General features: G+C 38.1%; 19 protein-coding genes, 1 tRNA gene and 1 pseudogene. 2 read left to right on the forward strand and 19 right to left on the reverse strand.

Translation table 11 applies throughout. The features are described from left to right. Positions 1–141: 141 nt before the first annotated feature. The gene (locus I6F43_RS03660; protein ID WP_197101074.1) at positions 142–672 is read right to left on the reverse strand and encodes a hypothetical protein; all 531 of its coding nucleotides are present in this window, start codon (positions 670–672) and stop codon (positions 142–144) included. Positions 673–1,005: 333 nt separating this feature from the next. Between I6F43_RS03660 and I6F43_RS20070 the strand changes: the two are divergent. Then, a pseudogene (locus tag I6F43_RS20070) lies at positions 1,006–1,164 on the forward strand (VOC family protein); the annotation flags it as partial. Positions 1,165–1,328: 164 nt separating this feature from the next. On the opposite strand, the gene I6F43_RS03665 reads toward I6F43_RS20070, so the two are convergent. The 17 genes from I6F43_RS03665 to rppH form a co-directional block, all read right to left on the reverse strand. After that, a tRNA-Arg gene (locus I6F43_RS03665) sits at positions 1,329–1,403 on the reverse strand. A 72-nt stretch (positions 1,404–1,475) separates the two neighbouring features. After that, the gene (locus I6F43_RS03670; RefSeq protein ID WP_197101076.1) at positions 1,476–2,144 is read right to left on the reverse strand and encodes a FlgO family outer membrane protein; all 669 of its coding nucleotides are present in this window, start codon (positions 2,142–2,144) and stop codon (positions 1,476–1,478) included. A 7-nt stretch (positions 2,145–2,151) separates the two neighbouring features. Then, positions 2,152–2,844, reverse strand: coding sequence for a FlgO family outer membrane protein (locus I6F43_RS03675; protein ID WP_007583141.1), 693 nt, complete (start codon positions 2,842–2,844; stop codon positions 2,152–2,154). A gap of 13 nt (positions 2,845–2,857) precedes the next feature. Then, positions 2,858–3,451, reverse strand: coding sequence for a FlgO family outer membrane protein (locus I6F43_RS03680; protein WP_197101078.1), 594 nt, complete (start codon positions 3,449–3,451; stop codon positions 2,858–2,860). Between the two features lie 56 nt (positions 3,452–3,507). Next, positions 3,508–4,137 (reverse strand): SPOR domain-containing protein, encoded by a 630-nt coding sequence (locus tag I6F43_RS03685; RefSeq protein ID WP_024592957.1) that lies wholly within the window; start codon positions 4,135–4,137, stop codon positions 3,508–3,510. Between the two features lie 10 nt (positions 4,138–4,147). Beyond that, the gene (locus I6F43_RS03690; protein WP_231614019.1) at positions 4,148–7,093 is read right to left on the reverse strand and encodes an MSCRAMM family adhesin SdrC; all 2,946 of its coding nucleotides are present in this window, start codon (positions 7,091–7,093) and stop codon (positions 4,148–4,150) included. After that, on the reverse strand, positions 7,080–7,910 hold the full coding sequence (locus tag I6F43_RS03695; RefSeq protein WP_197101080.1) for a fimbrial biogenesis chaperone: 831 nt from the start codon (positions 7,908–7,910) through the stop codon (positions 7,080–7,082). Before I6F43_RS03695 ends, I6F43_RS03690 begins: the two co-directional genes overlap by 14 nt. Before the next feature lie 9 nt (positions 7,911–7,919). Next, positions 7,920–8,402 carry a DUF4402 domain-containing protein gene (locus I6F43_RS03700; protein WP_197101082.1) on the reverse strand — a complete coding sequence of 161 codons (483 nt, stop codon included), beginning with the start codon at positions 8,400–8,402 and terminating at the stop codon, positions 7,920–7,922. A gap of 3 nt (positions 8,403–8,405) precedes the next feature. After that, positions 8,406–9,008 (reverse strand): DUF4402 domain-containing protein, encoded by a 603-nt coding sequence (locus tag I6F43_RS03705; protein ID WP_165727552.1) that lies wholly within the window; start codon positions 9,006–9,008, stop codon positions 8,406–8,408. A 115-nt stretch (positions 9,009–9,123) separates the two neighbouring features. Further along, positions 9,124–9,678, reverse strand: coding sequence for an SPOR domain-containing protein (locus tag I6F43_RS03710; protein ID WP_007583130.1), 555 nt, complete (start codon positions 9,676–9,678; stop codon positions 9,124–9,126). 371 nt (positions 9,679–10,049) lie between these two features. Further along, entirely contained in the window at positions 10,050–10,733 is a 684-nt protein-coding gene (locus I6F43_RS03715) for an SPOR domain-containing protein (RefSeq protein WP_165734528.1), read from the reverse strand. A gap of 343 nt (positions 10,734–11,076) precedes the next feature. Continuing rightward, the gene (gene galU, locus I6F43_RS03720; protein ID WP_007583126.1) at positions 11,077–11,955 is read right to left on the reverse strand and encodes a UTP--glucose-1-phosphate uridylyltransferase GalU; all 879 of its coding nucleotides are present in this window, start codon (positions 11,953–11,955) and stop codon (positions 11,077–11,079) included. A 23-nt stretch (positions 11,956–11,978) separates the two neighbouring features. After that, entirely contained in the window at positions 11,979–12,830 is an 852-nt protein-coding gene (locus I6F43_RS03725; protein ID WP_197101084.1) for a thymidylate synthase, read from the reverse strand. A 10-nt stretch (positions 12,831–12,840) separates the two neighbouring features. Further along, positions 12,841–13,644 carry a prolipoprotein diacylglyceryl transferase gene (lgt, locus tag I6F43_RS03730; RefSeq protein WP_007583122.1) on the reverse strand — a complete coding sequence of 268 codons (804 nt, stop codon included), beginning with the start codon at positions 13,642–13,644 and terminating at the stop codon, positions 12,841–12,843. Between the two features lie 13 nt (positions 13,645–13,657). Beyond that, positions 13,658–14,467, reverse strand: coding sequence for a sulfite exporter TauE/SafE family protein (locus tag I6F43_RS03735; RefSeq protein WP_024589991.1), 810 nt, complete (start codon positions 14,465–14,467; stop codon positions 13,658–13,660). A 90-nt stretch (positions 14,468–14,557) separates the two neighbouring features. Then, the gene (ptsP, locus tag I6F43_RS03740; RefSeq protein WP_007583118.1) at positions 14,558–16,822 is read right to left on the reverse strand and encodes a phosphoenolpyruvate--protein phosphotransferase; all 2,265 of its coding nucleotides are present in this window, start codon (positions 16,820–16,822) and stop codon (positions 14,558–14,560) included. A 229-nt stretch (positions 16,823–17,051) separates the two neighbouring features. Then, positions 17,052–17,570, reverse strand: a complete 519-nt coding sequence (rppH, locus tag I6F43_RS03745; protein WP_002958704.1) for an RNA pyrophosphohydrolase — start codon at positions 17,568–17,570, stop codon at positions 17,052–17,054. A 683-nt stretch (positions 17,571–18,253) separates the two neighbouring features. On the opposite strand from rppH, the gene mutH reads away from it, so the two are divergent. Then, positions 18,254–18,925, forward strand: a complete 672-nt coding sequence (gene mutH / locus I6F43_RS03750; protein ID WP_024589993.1) for a DNA mismatch repair endonuclease MutH — start codon at positions 18,254–18,256, stop codon at positions 18,923–18,925. 197 nt (positions 18,926–19,122) lie between these two features. On the opposite strand, the gene eno is transcribed toward mutH, so the two are convergent. Next, the gene (eno, locus tag I6F43_RS03755) at positions 19,123–20,421 is read right to left on the reverse strand and encodes a phosphopyruvate hydratase (RefSeq protein ID WP_024589994.1); all 1,299 of its coding nucleotides are present in this window, start codon (positions 20,419–20,421) and stop codon (positions 19,123–19,125) included. Positions 20,422–20,522 lie beyond the last annotated feature (101 nt).

Consider the following 20,522-nt stretch of genomic DNA (forward strand, 5'->3'; position numbering starts at 1 on the left):
TTATTCCGAAAGGGTAAACGGATGTAACCAAAAGCTAGAGCATGCTTTTCTCTAGATTAAGGAGCGCATTCAAAGAACTTGACCCAATAGAGATGAGATATTTTATTGTATTTCCATAAAGCTTCGTAATAGCGCAACAAATTACTTATTTTTATTAAGTAGTATTATTAAATAATTAGGCAGAGGTCGAATAAAATTAAAAACAATGTAGCCAATAACTGCAAAAACTCCCCCTCCAATAATTGGAATGATTGGGCCAAAGCCCATACTTGCCGTAACAGCATACCCCAGAAAATAAGCGGGTTTATAGATCCTAAAAAAAACAGCTGCTACCAGAATTGAGGGTAGCGCTAGCATCGAAACAAATTCTACATAACCAGCATAAAACAGTGCGCCGTTAACGAGTGCATAAAGACCGGCTCCAGCAAGTTGAAACCAAACGTGTTTTGGGTAGAACTTACCGTACTGTTTATTTATAAGCGTCCCTAGTACCCAGCTCAATACGGGTAAAATTATTACTCCCCACCAGCTGGATATTGCAGGTAAGCTAGAGTCATGCAGTAAATGATGCGAAGGAACGCCGCTGTTTAAGTGCTGGTATGCTAAGTAGGCTAACACGTAGGCAATAACCATAATGACTAGCAATGAACGAGAGTCTTTGGTTTTATACATTTTAAAGCATCCTTGTGATTTATCTGCGATAGTTACTAGTGCGCAAAAATTCAGTCTTGCGACTCTTACACCCTATCACGTCGAAGGTTTTCCACTAATATGGTTTTGTAAGCAAATATGTAATGATGATTATATTTACTCAGAGAATTTGTACTGCGGGCTACGGAGAGATTTTTTTGATAAATTACACTATGGTTCTGCACTAAATATAATTTAGTAACTTAAATTATTTAAATTGATTTAAGCCATGTGCAAACAAGTCCCATATGTCGCATTATGGCACGTAACCGTATTTCGGCTTCGATCTGTAATCGGTAATTCAGGCTCAATGAATTAAAGTCTAGAGGTATTAATTTCGACCAAGAGCCAACAGGTGAGAGTTATTTATTGCAAGAAGCTGTTTTACATTATCCGTCTGATAATAAAATTAAACTTTATTGGGCAGGTGAAAACCGGCCTAATCCACCTTGGCGTGTGGAAATATGTACCTAACAAACGATTAATGTTGTAACTATCTGTTATGGCAAAGATAGTCTTGAATATAGTTGAGCCACTTTAATAAAAGGGCATCTATGAACTTTTTTAAATTTCAACTGCTATAGATGCGCTATACAGAAATTAAAAAAGGAGTAAGAAGTCTAACTTATTGATTTAATTGGTAGCCCCTGCAAGAATCGAACTTGCAACTGCCCCTTAGGAGGGGGCCGTTATATCCATTTAACTAAGAGGCCACAAATAAGCTGTGTGCTTAGAAGTGTGAATTATAACGGCATCTGGTTTTTTATATCAAGCGACAACTGAACTTAATTGCTTGATAAGTATATATCTTCTTTATTTAGTACATAAATTGGGATTAGTTTTCGACTACTCGCGACAATTTTTTTTGTATGCGCGTTAATTACACGTGTATTTACAACAACAGCATCACTGCGATAAATTAATGTACCCGCTAATACATGGCTCGCCATTTGCTCTTCGCTGAGCTTTTCAATATCACGCGAAAAAGCAAAATCACCACGGCTATTTACATCTATTGTTTGAGTGGTTTTAAAATCAACCACGCCATAACCAAACTTTTGTAACTGATGAATTAACGTTTCAGAAATTTGATTACCCAATTGATTACTTTTAGTAAGCGATGAATCAAGATCGACCAAGGTAGTAACGGCAATATTAATATTGGCGTCGGTATCACTTTCAAACTCAAGCGTATCAACCAAATCTAGTGCCATTTGCTCTACATAGTTAGCAAGTGTTTTATGGTGCTTAAGTGGTGTAAATTGATTGCCGTTAACATCATCTTGAGTTGATTGTTGCTCGGCTGTTTTAAGCATGCTTGCTAGGTCATAATTTACTTGTGTGGTTGAAGATGCATTCATTTCAGCACTTTCATTATTTTGAGTAAAGGCACAACCAGTTAAGTTAGCTAAAGCAAAAAAAACGATAAAGCGGTTAAATAATTTACTATACATAATTATCTCACTTGCTTGCTTGTTTTAACATTATGCCATCAGTGCGATAGCTACTATTAAGCGCATCAACAACCGACTGTGGAATAAACCCTTGTGCAGAACCTACCACGGCCTTACTTTCTAGCCCAACAATACGTGCATTGACAAGTACACCACCTTGATGGTTTACAAGCGTACCGGCTAGTACATACTTAAAGTTTTGATCTTGATTTAGCTCTAAATAGTCGCGACTAAATACAAAGTCGCCTGTTGAGGTAACACGCATATAATCAGTTGTTTTAAAATCAATAACAGGTACACCAAAGCTGTGTAATTCATGCATGAAGCTTTCTGCAATTTGGTTTCCTAGTAAGCTACCATCGTTGTAGTCTTCATCTAAAAAAATAAAACTCGAAACAGCTAACGGTGTTTGTTCACTTACGTACTGTAAGTTTTCAACCATGTCTTGCATTATGCCGCGCACATAATGGTTAATATTTTTGCGCATTGGCGGTGTTGCTTTTGTGTAGTTATCTTGTGGAGCCATTCCTGACTGAAATAAGTTATCGTCAGAAACAGGCGCTGCAACGTCGCGTTGGTTACTCACCAGTTGGTTGCTTTGCTCACTTTGTGGTGTTGTGGTGTCTGTATTCATTGTGCCTAGTATTTGAGAGCAACCAAAGCCCAGTGGTAAGCATAATGTAATTAATAGGTTTTTCATTTTGTGCTCCAAATTAGTATTCGCTTCGGTATAAAAGTCCGTCACGCTGCTGAATTTTCTCATTGCCCCACATTACATTAATTGGGATCTCGGTACTTCCCGCAGAGAGCACCTGTTTATTTTCTATATTCACAAGCCGTGCATTAACTATGTATGCATGCTGCTGACGAGTCACTGTTCCTGTGATAACTAAGTCAATATTTTGGCGATTACGTAATTTACTTAAATCGCGACTTAAAATACTGTCTGAGTTTTCTGATAAAGAGAGGTTATTCCCAAGTCTGTACTCAACGGTGTGATAACCCAGTTGAGTAAATTGTGTAAGCAGACTTTCTTGGATCTGCTGACTTAAGCCTGAGGCCTGCCCTGTCACTAATTTTGTATCTAGTGCATCTGCATAAAAGAAGCTACTAACGCCAACACGTGCATTAGCATTTAATGCTCCGTTTAGGTGGTTAAGTTGCGACGTTAAATTAACTACATAGTCATTAACCGTAAAAGGAGCCATGGATGCTTTAGGTGCATCTGTAGGCACACTTGGTTCTGGCGGCGGCACCAAGTTACAAGCAGCTAAATTTAAAAATAATAAAGGCAGTAAAAGGCGCATAATTGCCATCCTCTTCAAAACATACTGAGGATGAAGCAATTTGTATGCCGACTTAGCTATTGTGCGGTAAAGGGCTGATCTACGTAATAACTAACTAAACAATTTATATTTTGGCTCTTTAATTTTTGACAGTCACCCATAGCGTTTTTTTTGTCTATGTATGCGCCTAGCTTTAAGCGGTTATACATAACTCCTTTTACATTTATTGTTTCAACATTCATCACAAAATTATCGCCTAGTAAGCTAGGAAGCTTTTTTTGAAGTTGCCTAAAAGCTAAAGAGAGTTGTTCTTTTTGCGTTATTGAAAGCACTTGTAAAGCAAATTTAGGATCAACTGGTTTTGTTACTTGTAAATTGGAGCGATTAATTGTGTTGCTATTAACTATTTCTGCTTTTATTACTGGTGCGTTTTTCTGCTCATTTTCTTTTGCAATTGTATTGAGTTGCAATATTAGTAAGCTTAAGTCTTCTTCAATAAGTAATAAACGCGCAAGTTCTGGCTTCATATTTTGCCACTGCTGGGAGCTTATTTTTAAAGTTTCAAGTTCTTGCTTTGTTATTTTTACGTAGCTTTTTTCGTCAGTTACGTTGGTCTGAGTAGCACTACCATCAATTGCTTTATTATTCGCACAACCATAACTTAGCAACATTGCACTGATTAAAAATATACATTGAACTCTTTTCATCCTAATTCCTTTAATGGAGTATTTTATGTGTTTCAACAACACACTTTAATCCTTGCGCTTTTACTGAGTCGCATACAGAAATAAGCTCTGGCGAACTGTTTGTTGCGTACGCTAAGGCTAAAATAAATTTATTTTTAGCTTTATCATGCATATAAAAAGCTTCTTGCTGCTCTATTCGTGGTGCTATTAAACGGTAATAAATTTTTAAGATATTTAACGAACTAAAACTTCCTGCATTGGCAATGCTTCCAGTTGTTGCACTGAGCGCCTTTAACGTTAAATCAACGCCCATTACTACATCTCCTTGAGGCGATAAATTAACTGTTATATTTTGAGTGTTTTTTAGCTGCTTGCGTTGTTTATATTCATCATCGATTACTGCTTTATACTGCCCCGGTTTAAGGTCTGTAAATAAATAATAGCCATCATATGCTGCTTGAGTTTGTGCAACTTGATCCCCTTTCTCATTCAACAGCGCTATATTTGCAAAGGGTTGGATCTGTGTTGTATCACCTTTTTGTTGATAAACAACTCCCTCCACTTCACTTGCATTATTTAATGCGAAGTCCATATACTCTACAAAACCAGCCCTTGGGGTAATAGAAAAACCCTCATTGGCTGGTATTAAAAACGGATCTTCAAAACTATTTCTATCAAGTATTATATCTGTTGTACGATTTGCTGGCATTGAAGTTAATAGCGCAACGCCGTGTTCGTCTGTAATTGCTTGACGATAATTGTGAACGCCTTTTACTTTTACGCCGGCAACGCCGTGCTCATCATCATCCATAATACCGTTATTATTTTGATCTAAGAATACGCGTAACATTAAGCTACCCGTGTTAGTTAAGCTGCGCTTAGAGACAAAATATGTATTGTGTTCAACATCAAAACCTAAGCTAAAACGGCTATAAATACCGAGCCGCCAATCATCGTTACTGTTGTAGTTTAAGTTACTCGTTAAACTAAACTTGTCGCTTTGCCAATTGAGCCCTAATTCGGCCGATTGAATATTATTACGAAGTGAATCAGTTAAAGTAAGTTCCGCTTGTAAATCTCGGCCCAAGTTGCGGCTAAACTCAGCCTCGTAACTAACAAGCTCACTTACTGGCGATATACTATAATCTATACCAAACCTTGTGTAGGTTCTCCCAAAGCGCTTTTGAAAACGTGTTGTTCCAAAAGTACTCTTAGAGCTATCGTCTTGTTGCCACAGCAATTGGTTACTTAGTGCAAATCCTGAGTATGAGTAGTTGAACTGGTTGCGTACTTGTTTAAAACGCCCTCTAATATCACTATCGTCATATAAGACGTTATTTTGATAAGAAAGGCGTCCATAGGTATTATTCATTAGCCCACCAGCTAAATTTATTTGGTAGCTGTTAAAATCTTGCTGCTGTTCGTCGGTACGATTTGTAGCGCTAAAAAGTAGTGATTGTTCGGCAATTTGAGTTCGGGCTGTAAATTCAAATTCTTGTTCATTGTTATTATTTTTTTCAACATTCGCATTTAATAATAATCGGTCAAACAAGCTTATGTTGGTACCAAATGCATACTTAAGTAGATCGTCATCCGTGTTTTTTTGACCTGATGTAGCAGTGTATACAGATATATTATCTGTAAGCCCTTGCTCATATCTACCCGCAACTTGCCAACCCTGCCCCTGCGAGCTTGAAACATTGTTATTTAGTAACTGCTTACCTTGTTCAGTAACCGACAATTCATAGTGACCTTGTCCCTGCTTAAGTTGATTTCCTTCCACAAAGTAATAATCACTTTTACGCTCAACTTGACCTTGAGGCCCATAAAAAATAAGCTCAAAATTATTAGCTCCAAATAATAGGTTTATATTATCAAAAATATAACGCCCATCTGCGAGGCTAAGCTGCTGGTCTATTAATATTTCATTACGATACAGCTCTACATCCCAACCTGGCTGTATAGCACCGCTTAAGTTAACTTGATTATTGACTATTTTTCTATTGGTTACATTATTAGAAACTTTAACACCTCGGGCATACTGACTACTGTAGCTATTACCCACTTGCGTGGCGATAACATCACCAAAAGATATTTCAGTAGGCATGAAGCTGTTTTTTATTTCTTTGTCTAAGTTTTGCTTTGTAAACGTTAACCTAGAGTTGGTAAGTAAGTCAGTACTTCGTCCAGACAAAAAATACTCTGCAGATAAATACGCAAAGTCTTGAGTGCCTAAAAGTGAATAGTTCGTAGAATGTCTATCATCGCTCGCGGTAAAATTTAGTTGTAAGTCGGCAACCGGAGAAGATAGCGCTTTATATGGGCTAGCTTTCCATGGCAGCGTAGGTGGCGATCTTTTGTTAGGTGATTTAAGGTTGCGCGACTGTCTGTATCTTTGTTGTTCAACCGGTAAGGGGCTCTCTGAGCTTATAAGTAATTCTAAATCTGGGTAATCAATATTAAACTCTAGATTTAAAGCATTATGTAAACTTTGAATATCTACATAAATATCATCTTCAATGGTAATTTGATTTTTTGCTAATAAGTAGCTCTGTGTAGGACTAGTAAATACAGCGGGTGTAACCGCTGCATTTAGAGAAAGAGGTTGTTGATTTGCTCCAACACCTTGAGCAATTCGATTGCTAGCATCAACATTCATTGCAAATTGTAGAATATCAAATAAGTCGCTTAAACTAACTTGTACACTTTGCTCGCTTTTAATTGCTGCAACTTCACCTAAGTAGTATGAGTTTAAATAAAGCGAAAGTATTAATAACTCGCCTGTGGCGATTCGCTGTTGCTGATTTTCTTTGTTTTTATAATCAATTACTTCAACGGGCTTAGTTGGCTTTAGTTCAATTGCGCGTAGTGTTGTTAAAGCATCCCCTACGGAAGAATTAGGATTAGCGATTACACTATTACTAAGCAAACTACTTATGCTTAGTAATAGTGCATACAATAAATTATTTAGCGTCATTCACTGTTAAAACATTAAGTGATTGTGAAGTTAAAGGCAGAGTGTATTGTGCAAATGTAAGGTCTTTATATTCTTGACTGCCTTCATATTTAAAAATAACTTTTCCTGCTTTATCTAAATTTTTGTCACTAAATAAACTAAGGGTTACAAACGCATTATCCACTTCTGGATAAATACTTAAATTACCAATTTCTGCAATTTTAACTTGCTCGTTATTACTATCAACAAAGTAAGCACTTAATTTACCGTAGCTACTAAACTTACCTTCTCGTTTTATATTCAATAAAAACTGAGGACGTTGATTGCTTTCATTTAGCACTAGTTTAGCATGCTCTATGGCAACTTCTGGCTGTTTCATGTCTTTACGTAACAAAATAGGAATGCTGTAGCTCATAATCATATTAACTTTTATTGAGCTTGTTTTATTAGTATTTTCACCAGGCAATGCTTGAAATAGAAGATGAGAGCGGTACTCACCAGAAGCTAGGCCTTTAGGTTTACGTATTGCTATTTTTACTGTTTGTTTTTCACCTGGTGCTAAACGCATTTGTTTTGGTGACAAACGTGCCATTGAACTTAAACTTTCGCTTGTAGCCTCTGCCAACTGTATGTAGCCACCGCTAGGTTGCGCTTGCTTCTCACTCCATAAAACACGATATGTTTGATATTCATCCCCCGTATTAATTACGGTAACTTTAGCGGTTCGTTGACGTTCATCAAAACTAATACGGGTTGGAGAGATAAGTAAATTTGCGTATGCATTTTTTCCTAAAATACATACACTCAGTGCGAGCAGCACTACAACTTTATAAAGCATGTTTTTCCTTTAGTAATCAATCGTAATTTCTAATTGGGTGTCAGTAATAAAACTACCATCTAAGTAACTTTGGCTAGTCCCTGTCGTTATTAAACGGCCACCTACTTTGAGTAAAAGCTCTCCAAATTCATCGCTAGTTTGCGTTCTTGGTAAATCCACTAATACAACCGAAAACTTGGCACTATTAGCTCCTAGCGCTTCACTTTGCAATGTAGAGTCACTCGTTTTGTTAAACGATATTTGAGTAAGGGGAGGTAAATCAGTAAATAAAAGTTCTGCGGGATTACCCTCAGTTAATACGTAAATACTACCAAATGTGATTATTTCACCTTCATGGCTAATGGTTATAGAGCTTAAAGTATTATTTTGAGGGATAACTAAAGTGCCAAAATTAAGCGCTTCTTGTTGTATGCTTGCGCTATAGGCTTGCTCGCTAAACATTAACGAAAGCCAAGCAGAAACATACAAAAAGCGCATTGTTTGTTTAAACACTAATTAATATGACACTTCAATATTAAAGCTACCAGAATACTCACCATCAGGGTAATCCACACTTGATGCGTTTGATGAAGTAGAAAGAGTCGCGCCTATATTAAATGATACAGCGCCATCAACGCCAGCTTGTAGGTTGGGCGTAGCACTTGTATATAATCCACCAGCATTAGTGCCGCTCGTTATAAAGTAAGTCCAAGCACCTACAGTAAAATCAGGTTCATTCAACCCTTGACCAGCTAAAGGTTGTACTAAAGTATTTAATGGGTCGCTAATGGTTAAAATAGAATTTGGTACTACATCTGAAACACTAAAAGCGCCCGCTTCACCACCTTCAATTATTGAGATACTCGCAGCGTTACCAGTTGGATTATCTTGTGAAGTAACATTGCTAGCAGCTGGATCAGGATTAACTGTCAGCGTTGCTTGTTCGGCGCCTAATGGATCTGAAATAGCACGAATAGTACCAAAATTTAAATCGTTATCTTTTGTGAGTACTACAGCATTTTGTACTGTTACTTTCGCTTCAAATGACTCTGTAGCAGCATAAGTGCTAAACGAGCTGACCACGGTGGCTACAGCTAATGCAGATAAATAAAACTTCATGCTAAATCCTTATAAGAAAATGGGCTTTATCAAATATTTGCCCAACTATAGTTAGTATCGACTATTAGTACAAATACTTTAATACTATATAAGTTTAAAAGGCCTAATTTATTAATTATATTGGTTTTCCGACAAAAGCAGCAATATTACATACTTGATCAAGCTGATTAGCTAAATAACAAAACGCACTTACTTGAGCATCGTTTTTAAATGGACCTACACGTAATCCATACAAAGTCATATTATTATTTTTACGTTCAAACATAGTAAAATTAAATTGAGTAAATGCACTGGGGTATAATTGCTTAAGCCTTTCGACTCTTGCTTTAACAAGCTCTGGCTTTAAATACCAACCAAGCTGTGCTCCAATTTTAGTTTCATCTGTTAAGGTGAGTTCTGAATTTTGTAAGTTTGGTGTTTTTACTTCGGGAGTGTTATTTAGTGCCGTCGGTTCCAAATTCTGTGAAGGCTGATTACCATAGGTGATATCGGTTTTACTTTGCATGAGTAAAGGCGGGTTTTCAGTTAATTCACTTTGAGACGATAACGCCATAATTAATAGCTGTAAATCATCTTCCATAGCAGTTAAACGACCAATGCTTTCTTGCTGTAAGTGCCACTGCGAAACATACTCTTTTACTTGTTTATCAGTTATTAAAGAATGCTGCACGCTCTCGTTATTTACAGTTGCGCTGCTACATCCATATAAATAAAAAGATAAGAATAAAACTGATATTAAATGACAAGACTTAAAATACCGCATTGCAAAATGCACTCTACTAACCAAGATAATAAATCAAAGCAAATTTTGCGCCACTTTATAGCAACTTTTTAATTAAGTAGTCTATTTTGAGGTAAGAAAAGCCATATCGATAACAAGGCAAAATTTCATCATTTAGTTGGTATCACTAATTGTTGCTGCATTGCTCTAACTCCGGCATACATGCCGTCGTATATCAAAAATTATTAGCGAAGTTAGCGTCAGGTCTAATCCTTCAAATTGATTAGGTATTATTGTAGATTGATATTACATGCTGTGCGCTAAAGCCTTACTGGCTTATCGGTATAGTTACTTACTATGCAATCGAGTTTGTACAACTTGAATACGTCACAGTCTGCTTTTGCATTTTTAAAGTTTTGGTAAGAGCCAAGTTTTAGCCTGTAAAACATTTTGTCGTTTATTTTGGCGGTTTCTACGTTAGTCAATATTTTGTCTCTAAACAACGGTGCTGCTTTAGTATTTAGCTCTTGCCATGCTTTAGCCACACCTTGCTCTGAGTCAACCGAAGCTACCTGTAAAGCAAATACATGTTTAGGTTTATTTAATTTTACAGTTTGTTTTTTATTACTGTAATTTTGTTTAACTTGTTGGCGTGATTTAACATTACGTGTGTTTCGTGGTGAGCGTACAGACTTGCTGCTATACCCTTGATTAGACTGCGCAATAGCTTTGCTGTTTATAATATCGATATGATTTACGAGGTAAGTTATTTCTTTTTCTAATCTTAAAATTCGCTCTATACCTTCACGAGCTTGTTGCCACTGCATTGCGGCATCTTTTAGCTGTGCAAGTTCAAGGGCTGTAATTGATACGTAGTCAGGCGAGTTACTTTGAGGTTGTTCATCAATGGTTTTTATTTCAGGCGAGACGCTGCATGCTGTACCAAATAAAAGCATTAGCAAGCTAAGTAAAAGCCCAATGTTATTTTTTTTATATATAAACATATATTAGTTGTCCTGAAAGCAGTGTTTTTACACTACATTTCAGTTAAACATTCTCACAAGAAAGCGTTTAACTTTATTTAAGCTGTGAGCTATAAAACTTAGCTCTTCGCATGCTTGTCAGTATTTCGTAAAACACAACGCTGCATACTCCCCCCCTTCCTTGAGAGCATTATTTAATACAAATTCAATGCCAATTAACACAAACTTTACAACATAAATAACAATATGTCTGTAATGACTTAAAAACTTTTATTTTAGAGCTATTCCTTTTCTTATTTTGATCCTGATAAAACTCATAAAAAAAGGCGCCGATATAGGCGCCTTTCATGTTTTACGTTAACTGTTAAATCAGTTTTTTAATAAATGATTTTAATTCATCGGCAAATTCATCGCGACGAAGTGCAAACTCAATCGTTGCTTTTAAGTAACCAATTTTACTTCCACAATCGTGGCTACGGCCTTTTATAGCGTATGCATCTACTTTTTCGTGTTCCATTAACATCGCAATTGCGTCAGTTAATTGAATTTCGTCGCCTGCACCTTGCGGAGTTTTTGCAAGTAACGGCCAGATATTTTCGCTTAATACGTATCGACCCACTACAGCTAAGTTTGATGGAGCTTCATCTACTGGCGGCTTTTCTACCATATTAAGAATTGGTGAGCTTTCACCTTGCTTTAAGTCAACATCACCTAAATCAACCACACCAAACTGGTTAACTTGTGCCATTGGTACTGGTTCTACCATAATTTGGCTGTGCTTGGTTTTCTCAAAATTAGCGATCATTTCTGCTAAGTTATCTTTTTTAAGATCGCTCTCTACATCGTCAATAATTACATCTGGTAAAATAACTACAAACGGTTCGTTACCAATAATAGGCGCTGCACAACTAATAGCATGGCCTAAGCCTTTTGCTTCACCTTGGCGTACGTGAATAATGGTTACGTCTTTAGGGCAAATTGCTTGCACTTCGGCAAGTAGTTGCCGCTTAACACGCTTTTCTAAAGTAGCTTCTAGTTCAAAACTTGTATCGAAGTGATTTTCGATTGAATTTTTACTTGAGTGCGTTACTAACACTATTTCTTTAATTCCTGCAGCAACGGCTTCGTTTACTACATATTGAATTAAAGGACGGTCTACCACTGGCAGCATTTCTTTAGGAATTGCTTTAGTGGCTGGTAACATACGAGTACCAAGGCCCGCTACTGGGATCACTGCTTTCATTTTATGTTTTCCTTAATCTTTTATTATACTGAAAATGGATATTGAATCGCTTCGTGGCATTGATAGCCTATTACTTCAAAGTCGTCTCGTGTTACCCACGTTTCTATGTCTTCTAATGATTTAATTTCTGGATTAATTTTTAACTGAGGTGAGTCAAATGGCTCACGCGTTAACTGCACGTCTCGCATCAGTTCAAGTTGGTTTTCGTAAATATGTGCATTAGCAATTTTATGATACGCCTTACCCGCTTTATGGCCGGTAATTTGAGCCACTAACGCAAGCAATACAAAACACTGAATTTGATTAAAATTAAGGCCAAGTGGCACATCACAGCTTCGCTGGTATGACGTTAAATATAGCGTATCGCCAAGTAACGAAAAAGTGTGCGTATGCATACACGGGCGCAAACAACCAAGCTCAAACTCACCTGGATTATAAAACGTGATTATTTCACCACGGTCATCAATGCCATTTTTTAAGTTATTAATAACTTTGGAAAGCTGATCAAGCGTTGAGCCATCTGGACGTTGCCAACCACGGCCTTGTACGCCATAAACACGCCCCATGTCATCCTCACCTTTACGGTTAGGATTATTAAGCCATGCGCTGTTATCGTTCGCATTGGCATCCCATGTTTTACAGCCAATTTCTCGAAACTGCTCAGCGCTGTCGTAACCGCGTAAATAACCTAGCAATTCGGCGATAGCTGCTTTGTAGTAACTTTTACGCGTCGTGATCATTGGAAACTTATTATTAGCCACATCGTATTCTAAATCGGCATTAATAACGGTTAAACAACGCGTACCGGTACGTTTGTTTTCGACCCACTGACCTTCGTCAACAATACGCTGACATAATTTTAAATATTGTTTCATGCTTTTCTTATTATGCCTTAGCTGTTTTAACGTGTTGTGGTTGCTTGTATGCCCAAATTAATAAGCCTAAACCACCTACTATCATAGGAAGTGAAAGTATTTGTCCCATTGAAATAAAGTCGGCAAATAAACCTAGTTGTGCATCGGGTTGGCGGAAATATTCAATACAGAATCTAAACACGCCGTAACCTAATAAAAATACACCGGCTACACTCCCTGCTGGACGTGGTTTTTTAATAAACCATTGCAGGATTAAAAACAGCACTAAGCCTTCGAAAAATGCTTCGTATAACTGCGATGGGTGACGCGCAAGCGGACCGCCCGTTGGAAATACCATTGCCCATGGCACGTCGGTAACTCGGCCCCATAACTCACCGTTTATAAAGTTACCAATACGCCCTGCTAAAAGCCCTACAGGAACCAGTGGTGCAACAAAGTCGCCTACTTGAAGCAGTGACTTTTTACGCGTCCACGAAAAAATTGCGACGGCGGTTATAACGCCAAGTGTTCCACCATGGAACGACATACCGCCCTGATCTATCCTAAATAAATACAGTGGGTTTTCTATAAAATAACTAAACTGGTAAAACAATACGTAGCCAATACGCCCACCTAGTATTACCCCTAACATGCCGTAAAACAGTAAATCGCTTACTTGGTCTTTAGTCCAACCCGAATTTGGCTTTGACGCTTGACGATTAGCAAACCACATCGCAAATGCAAAACCTATTAAGTACATTAAGCCATACCAACGTACGCTTAGCGGTCCAACAGAAAAAATAATTGGATCAATTTGAGGAAACTCAAGTGCCATAAAAAATAAACCTTTAGCTAAAAACCATTTTAATTGCGATAACTACAAGCAGCACCGCGAAAACTTTCTTAATTGTATTAACAGGTAAATAGTGAGTTGCTTTGGCGCCAATGGGCGCAACAAACCACGAGGTAATAACAATCCCAAATAATGCAGGTAAATAAACAAACCCGGCAAAACCATGCTCTAAATCGGTAACATGCCAGCCTGCGCTGATGTAACCAATAGAGCCAAATAATGCAATAACAATTCCGCACGCTGCCGCGCAGCCAATTGCTTTTTTTATATCAACCGAAAAATAATTAAGCATCGGTACTATTAAAGCTCCGCCGCCAATCCCTATTAAACCTGATAACCCGCCCATTATTGCAGAAACGCCCCCTAAAATAGGACCAGCCGGCAACGGTTTTTCTGACATCGGTTTATTACGCGCGGAGAGCACCATTCTTGCTGCAATAAATACAACACTTATAGCAAACACTGTACGTAATATTTGTTCAGGGATTAAACTTGCTGCAAAGCCACTAATGAGTGCACCTAAAGCCACACCCGACATAACCCACGGGGCGATTGCCCAAGGCACATTATCATTTTTATGATGAGCCAGCGCTGAAGACGTTGAAGTAAATAAAATAGAAGCGAGTGAGGTTGCAATAGCAATTACTAATACATGATCAGCCGACGTTACATTAAATGAGAGTAGCAGAGTGCTTAGTACTGGAACGATAATTAAACCGCCGCCAATGCCTAGTAACCCAGCTAAAAACCCAACAATACAGCCTAGTAGTGCGCAGCTTGCGACTAACAAACCTAAGTCATACATAGTAATCTCAAATACCCTTTTAAGGTTTATATATTAAAGGATTATAAAACTAATAGCATCTGTGTATTGCAATTAATTAGGTGTACAAGCTTATTTGGGGGTGTAAAACAAATCACCTAATTTATGCTCTAGCATAAAGCTTCGCGTTAAACGTAGTACTTGTTTGGCAGTGGATTGCGCTAAACATTCACTTAGTAGTTGTTCCATGTCACTGACATTTAAACGCCTAAGTACCCACTTCACTTTATTAAGCGATGATAAATTCATACTCAGGCGTCTGTAACCCATGGCAATAAGCAAAATAGCACCTTCAGGATCGCCGCCTAGTTCACCACACAAACTAAATGGCAGTTCATATTGCTCACATTCGTGCGCCACTTTATTTAGTACTCTTAGTACACCTGGGTGATAAGGGTTAAAAAGTTCGGCTACACGTGCGTTAGCTCTGTCTACTGCTAATAAATACTGTGTTAAATCGTTACTGCCTACTGAGCAAAAATCGACTTTTTTTGACCACTCAGGAAGCATAAATACACTTGAAGGCACTTCCAGCATTATTCCTATGTCGGGTCTTTCTATGGTTTGCTCTGGGTATTTTTCACTTAACTCAAAATAAGCCTGTTCAAATAACGCAAGTGACTCATCAACTTCTTCAGTGCCACTGATCATAGGGAGCATTATTTTTAAATTACCCAAACCAATATTTGCTTTAAGCATCGCTTTTAGTTGATCTAAAAATAACTCTGGATGATCAAGGCTAATACGAATCCCACGCCAACCTAAAAATGGGTTTTCTTCGGTAATATTAAAGTAATCAAGTACCTTATCGCCCCCAATATCCAATGTACGCATAACCACAGGATTAGGATGATAGCTAGTTAGTACTTCTCGGTACCAATTTTCTTGCTCTGATTGCGAAGGAAACTGACCCTTTTGCATAAACCACGCTTCGGTTCGATAAAGCCCCACACCGTCACAAATATGCGCGCTACTTTGCTCGGTATTAAGCTCAAGGCCTGCGTTTAATAATAAGCTAACATGTTCACCGTCAAGCGTAATTGATTCTGAGTCTTGCTCAGCTAAAAAGCGGTTATTAAGTAGGTTATCTTGATGCTGTAACTCTGTGTATTCGTCCATCAGCATTTGTGAAGGCGATATATATAAACGCCCAGCAAATGCATCTAAAATCATCGGTTTGCCATTAAACTGCAGTAGAGGTAAATCCTCTATACCCCAAATGGCAGGGATCCCCATCGCACGCGTTAATATAGAAGCATGGCTATTTGCAGAGCCATTTACGCTTACAACGCCTGTTAAGTGACCTTTTGGCACTTCAGCAAGCATGGCGGGTGTTAAGGTATTAGCAATTAAAATAGTGTTGGCCGGATAATTTTTAACAGCGTGCTCGGTATTTACAAGGTGGTGTAATACGCGAAGACCAATGTCTTTAACGTCAACAGCACGCTCTTTTATATAAGGGTCTTGCATGGCATTAAATTGAGATATTAAACGCTCTATTACAATTTTTAGGGCGCTTTTAGCACACCACCCTTCTTGTAATTGCATTTCAACATTATGCCCTAAACTTTTAGCATCAAGCAGTTGTTGATACACATCAAATACCGCAAGAGCTTCGTGCGGAATAGAATCGCTTAGCGTCATCGATAGGGTATTAAATTCTTTGCGCGTTGCAGCTACAGCTTGAGTAAATAAACGGCGCTGCTCAGTGACGTCACTGTCTTTTAAAAGCTCAATAGATTTAAAATCAAGTTTTGGTAATACAACAAATGCTTGTCCTATACCTATTCCTGGCGCGCTAGATACACCTTTTAAAACAGACGTTTGATGAGATGACTCATCTTGGCGTAGTATTTCTTTAATTTCAGCATGCGCTAACTGTGAAGCAAGTTGAGCAGAAAGCGTTATTAAAAACGACTCTTCGTCTTGGCTAAATACACGTGCCATTTTTTGTTGGACAACAATAACGCCCAGTACTTTTTTTTGATGAACAACGGGTACAGATAAAAAAGCGTTGTAGCCTTCTTCGTTTACTTCGGGGGAGAGCTTAAAACGAGGATGCGATTTAGCAAATGCAATATTAATAGGTTCTTCGCGTTGCGCCACTAGGCCAACTAAACCTTCGGTAAAACCAATTCTAAACTTACCTACCGCATCGGGGTTTAGCCCTTCGGTTGCCATAAGTACAAAATTGTCTTGGCTGTAATCTGCAAAATAAATGGAGCAGCACTGGGTTTTCATGGCATCTTTAACCATTTGCACAAAGCACACTAATGCGCTGTCTAAATTCGCTTGTCGCGATACAGACTCCGCAATAGATCTCAGTGTAGCCAGCATGTCCTGCTCCTTTATTTTATACTTAACCTGAACCCTGGTTAAGATATTTACTAATGTGTTGAGTCATGGTGATATTTAACTTTATTTTCTCTAGCCAGAGATTTTCAGTGAAAACAAGGCGAACTTACGCGTCAATAGCTGGCCTATTGCAAGTAAATTCAACGTAGTTAGCGCTGAAAATAGCTGCTCGAGATAGATTTATTATCCAGAGTTCAGGTTACCTAGTTAACTACCTTTTACTTCGCCAATGATCTTTATGTTGTTCTCTCTTATTAAAAGGCATGGCGAAAGGAGCAAACTCTTTCATTACACGTCGATAAACATCCCGTTTAAACGATACAACCTGTCTTACAGGATACCAATAACTTACCCAGCGCCAATCATCAAATTCAGGATGATGGGTTTTAAGTAAATTTACATCTTCGTCTTTACAGCGTAATTTTAGTAAAAACCATTTTTGTTTTTGCCCAATACACACCGGACTAGAGTCTCGGCGGATTAATCGTTTGGGTAATTTATAGCGTAACCAATGTTTTGAGCTTGCGACTATTTCTACATCTTCTGGTCGCAACCCTACTTCTTCGTGTAATTCACGGTACATGGTTTGTTCTGCAGTTTCGCCATCATCAACACCACCTTGGGGAAATTGCCAAGAGTGTTGACCATAACGTCTGGCCCAAAAAACCTGTCCCTGATTATTGCAAATCACAATTCCGACATTGGCACGAAAACCTTCGGCATCAATCACCTTAGTGCCTCATTTGTAAGTCGATTTTTAATGATTGTTCCACATTAGCCGCAATACGGCAAATACTATTATACCCAACCCGATTAGTAAGCTAAGTTTGAGCTTTTAGTACATTGATAAATTATGGAGAGTGGGTAAATATTTGGAAAATAACTTAACAAGGCTATTGCGGTTCTTGTTTTCCTCTAGTTACTCACAGTTTGTGCATAACTTTTGTAAAACACGCTCATTTTGCAAACAAATCCACAATATTAGATCCAAAAACTTGGCTTCTCCACAGATTCTGTGGATAAACATGTTCATATAGTTGTATTTATCCTTACAACTTTTAAATTGCTTAATCAAAACTGAATGTACAACATTAAAAAAACCAACTGAGTCAGTAACTTAAAGTAAAGCAGCTTAATTTCAATATGCTCAAAATTAACCCAAACAACAAGCGGGCAAAAAACACACAACTCTAGAGATATCCACGGCTTAGCCTATTTGCTATCATGGCTATGATATTTATACAACCGAAATTAAGAATACTGATTACGTTGAATTGATACTTATAATCGCAATAAAAAGTAGCTCAATAACAAAAAACTATCATATGCAGTTTCTCCGCATAAGTAATTTCAACGTAGTTAGTGAGTTATTAAACCTCTATAATATTCATATTTTAATAAAATTGGCATGACATGCGACCTACAAAACCACACTCAATTAACGATTTAATGCAACGCGTTAATAATATTGCCGGATTAACTCTAGGGCAGCTTGCTAACAAGTATAATTTTAAAACGCCAGATGATTTACTGCGCGAAAAAGGTTGGACTGGTCAGTTAATTGAATACGTACTAGGTGCTACTGCGGGCTCAAAACCACTTCCGGATTTTGAAGATTTAGGAATTGAGCTAAAAACACTCCCTATTTCCTATAAAGGTAGGCCACTGGAAACTACGTTTGTATCGGTTACACCTTTAATGAACGTTACAGGAATGACGTGGCATACCAGCTCTGTACGTAAAAAACTAAATCATGTTTTATGGCTGCCAATTTTAAGCGAACGTGATATTGCCCCGTTTGATAGAACCATTGGCAGCGGCTTTTTGTGGCAACCCTCACCTGAACAGGACGCTTTATTACAGCGCGACTGGGAAGAGCAAATGGAGCTAATTGCGCTAGGTAGAGTCGACGAAATATCAGGCCATTTAGGCGATGCGATGCAAATACGCCCTAAAGCAGCTCATAGCAAAATAGTGACTGATGCTATTGGTCCAAATGGGCAAATAATTAAAACCCTACCCCGTGGCTTTTACTTAAAAACCAGTTTTACAGGTGATATTTTAAAGCAGCAGTTTCAGCTTTAACTGTGTTATAAAATATTAAAACTTAAGTAACCTTTAATATTATTGCCGCCACCCTCTTTCGCTCTGTGCGCGCGCCAGCAAGCTTAACCCTACAACTTATTCTCATCTCTTTGAAAAAGTATCAGGCATAAAAAATCCCCGCTTATGCGAGGATTTTATCATCTAAAATTAAAAATTAGATTCTATATAAAATAGAATTACTGACCTTTAACTTCTTTAAGACCGTTGTACGGTGCTTTATCACCTAATTGCTCTTCAATACGTAGCAATTGGTTGTACTTTGCAACACGGTCAGAACGGCTCAATGAACCTGTTTTAATTTGACCTGCAGCAGTACCAACAGCTAAATCAGCAATTGTTGAATCTTCAGTTTCACCAGAACGGTGAGAAATAACAACAGTAAAACCAGCGTCTTTAGCCATTTTGATTGCAGCTAAAGTTTCAGTTAAAGAACCGATTTGGTTAAACTTAATTAAGATTGAGTTAGCAATACCGTTGTCGATACCACGTTTTAAAATCTTAGTATTTGTTACAAATAAATCATCACCTACTAATTGGATTTTATCACCCATTAGTTTAGTTTGATGTGCAAAGCCATCCCAATCAGACTCATCAAGACCATCTTCAATAGAAACGATTGGGTACTGATTAGTAAGATCTTGTAAGAAGAAGTTAAATTCTTCAGAAGTGAATTTTTTGCCTTCACCCTTAAGGTCGTAGATATTTGCTTCTTTGTCGTAGAACTCAGATGCAGCACAATCCATCGCTAAAGTAATATCTTTACCTAGCTCGTAACCTGCGTTTGCAACAGCTACTTTAATTGCAGCAAGAGCCGCTTCGTTAGATGCAAGGTTAGGTGCAAAACCACCTTCATCGCCAACCGCTGTTGAATGACCATCAGCTTTAAGTACTTTAGCAAGGCTATGGAATACTTCAGCACCCATACGTAGGCCTTCGCGGAAGTTTTTAGCGCCAACAGGTTGGATCATGAATTCTTGAATATCTACAGAGTTATCTGCATGTTCACCACCATTGATGATGTTCATCATTGGAAGTGGCATAGAGTAAACACCTGGCGTGCCGTTTAAGTCAGCGATATGTTCATAAAGCTCAACTTTTTTAGACTGTGCAGCTGCTTTTGCAGTTGCTAGTGATACAGCTAAGATTGCGTTTGCACCTAATTTTTCTTTATTTTCGGTACCGTCTAAATCTAGCATCACTTTATCTACAGCGCTTTGATCTAATGCACTTTGGCCTTTTAAAGCATCAGCAATTTCGTTATTGATATAACCAACTGCTTTTAATACACCTTTACCTAAGTAACGTGATTTATCACCGTCGCGTAACTCTAATGCTTCACGAGTACCAGTAGATGCGCCTGAAGGTGCTGCTGCACGACCCCAAGAGCCATCTGCTAAATGTACGTCTGCTTCAACAGTTGGGTTACCACGCGAGTCCATAATTTCGCGACCGATTACTTTTACGATTTCTGACATCTTGATTCCTCTATATTCCCAAAATGGTGAGTTCAGCTAACTTTACTACGTTTTATATAGCTTAGTCAGCCCTTAAAACAAAAAAGCCGTGCAATATGCAC

It is taken from the genome of Pseudoalteromonas sp. NZS71_1 (genome assembly GCF_015864305.1).
GTDB lineage: Bacteria > Pseudomonadota > Gammaproteobacteria > Enterobacterales > Alteromonadaceae > Pseudoalteromonas > Pseudoalteromonas arctica.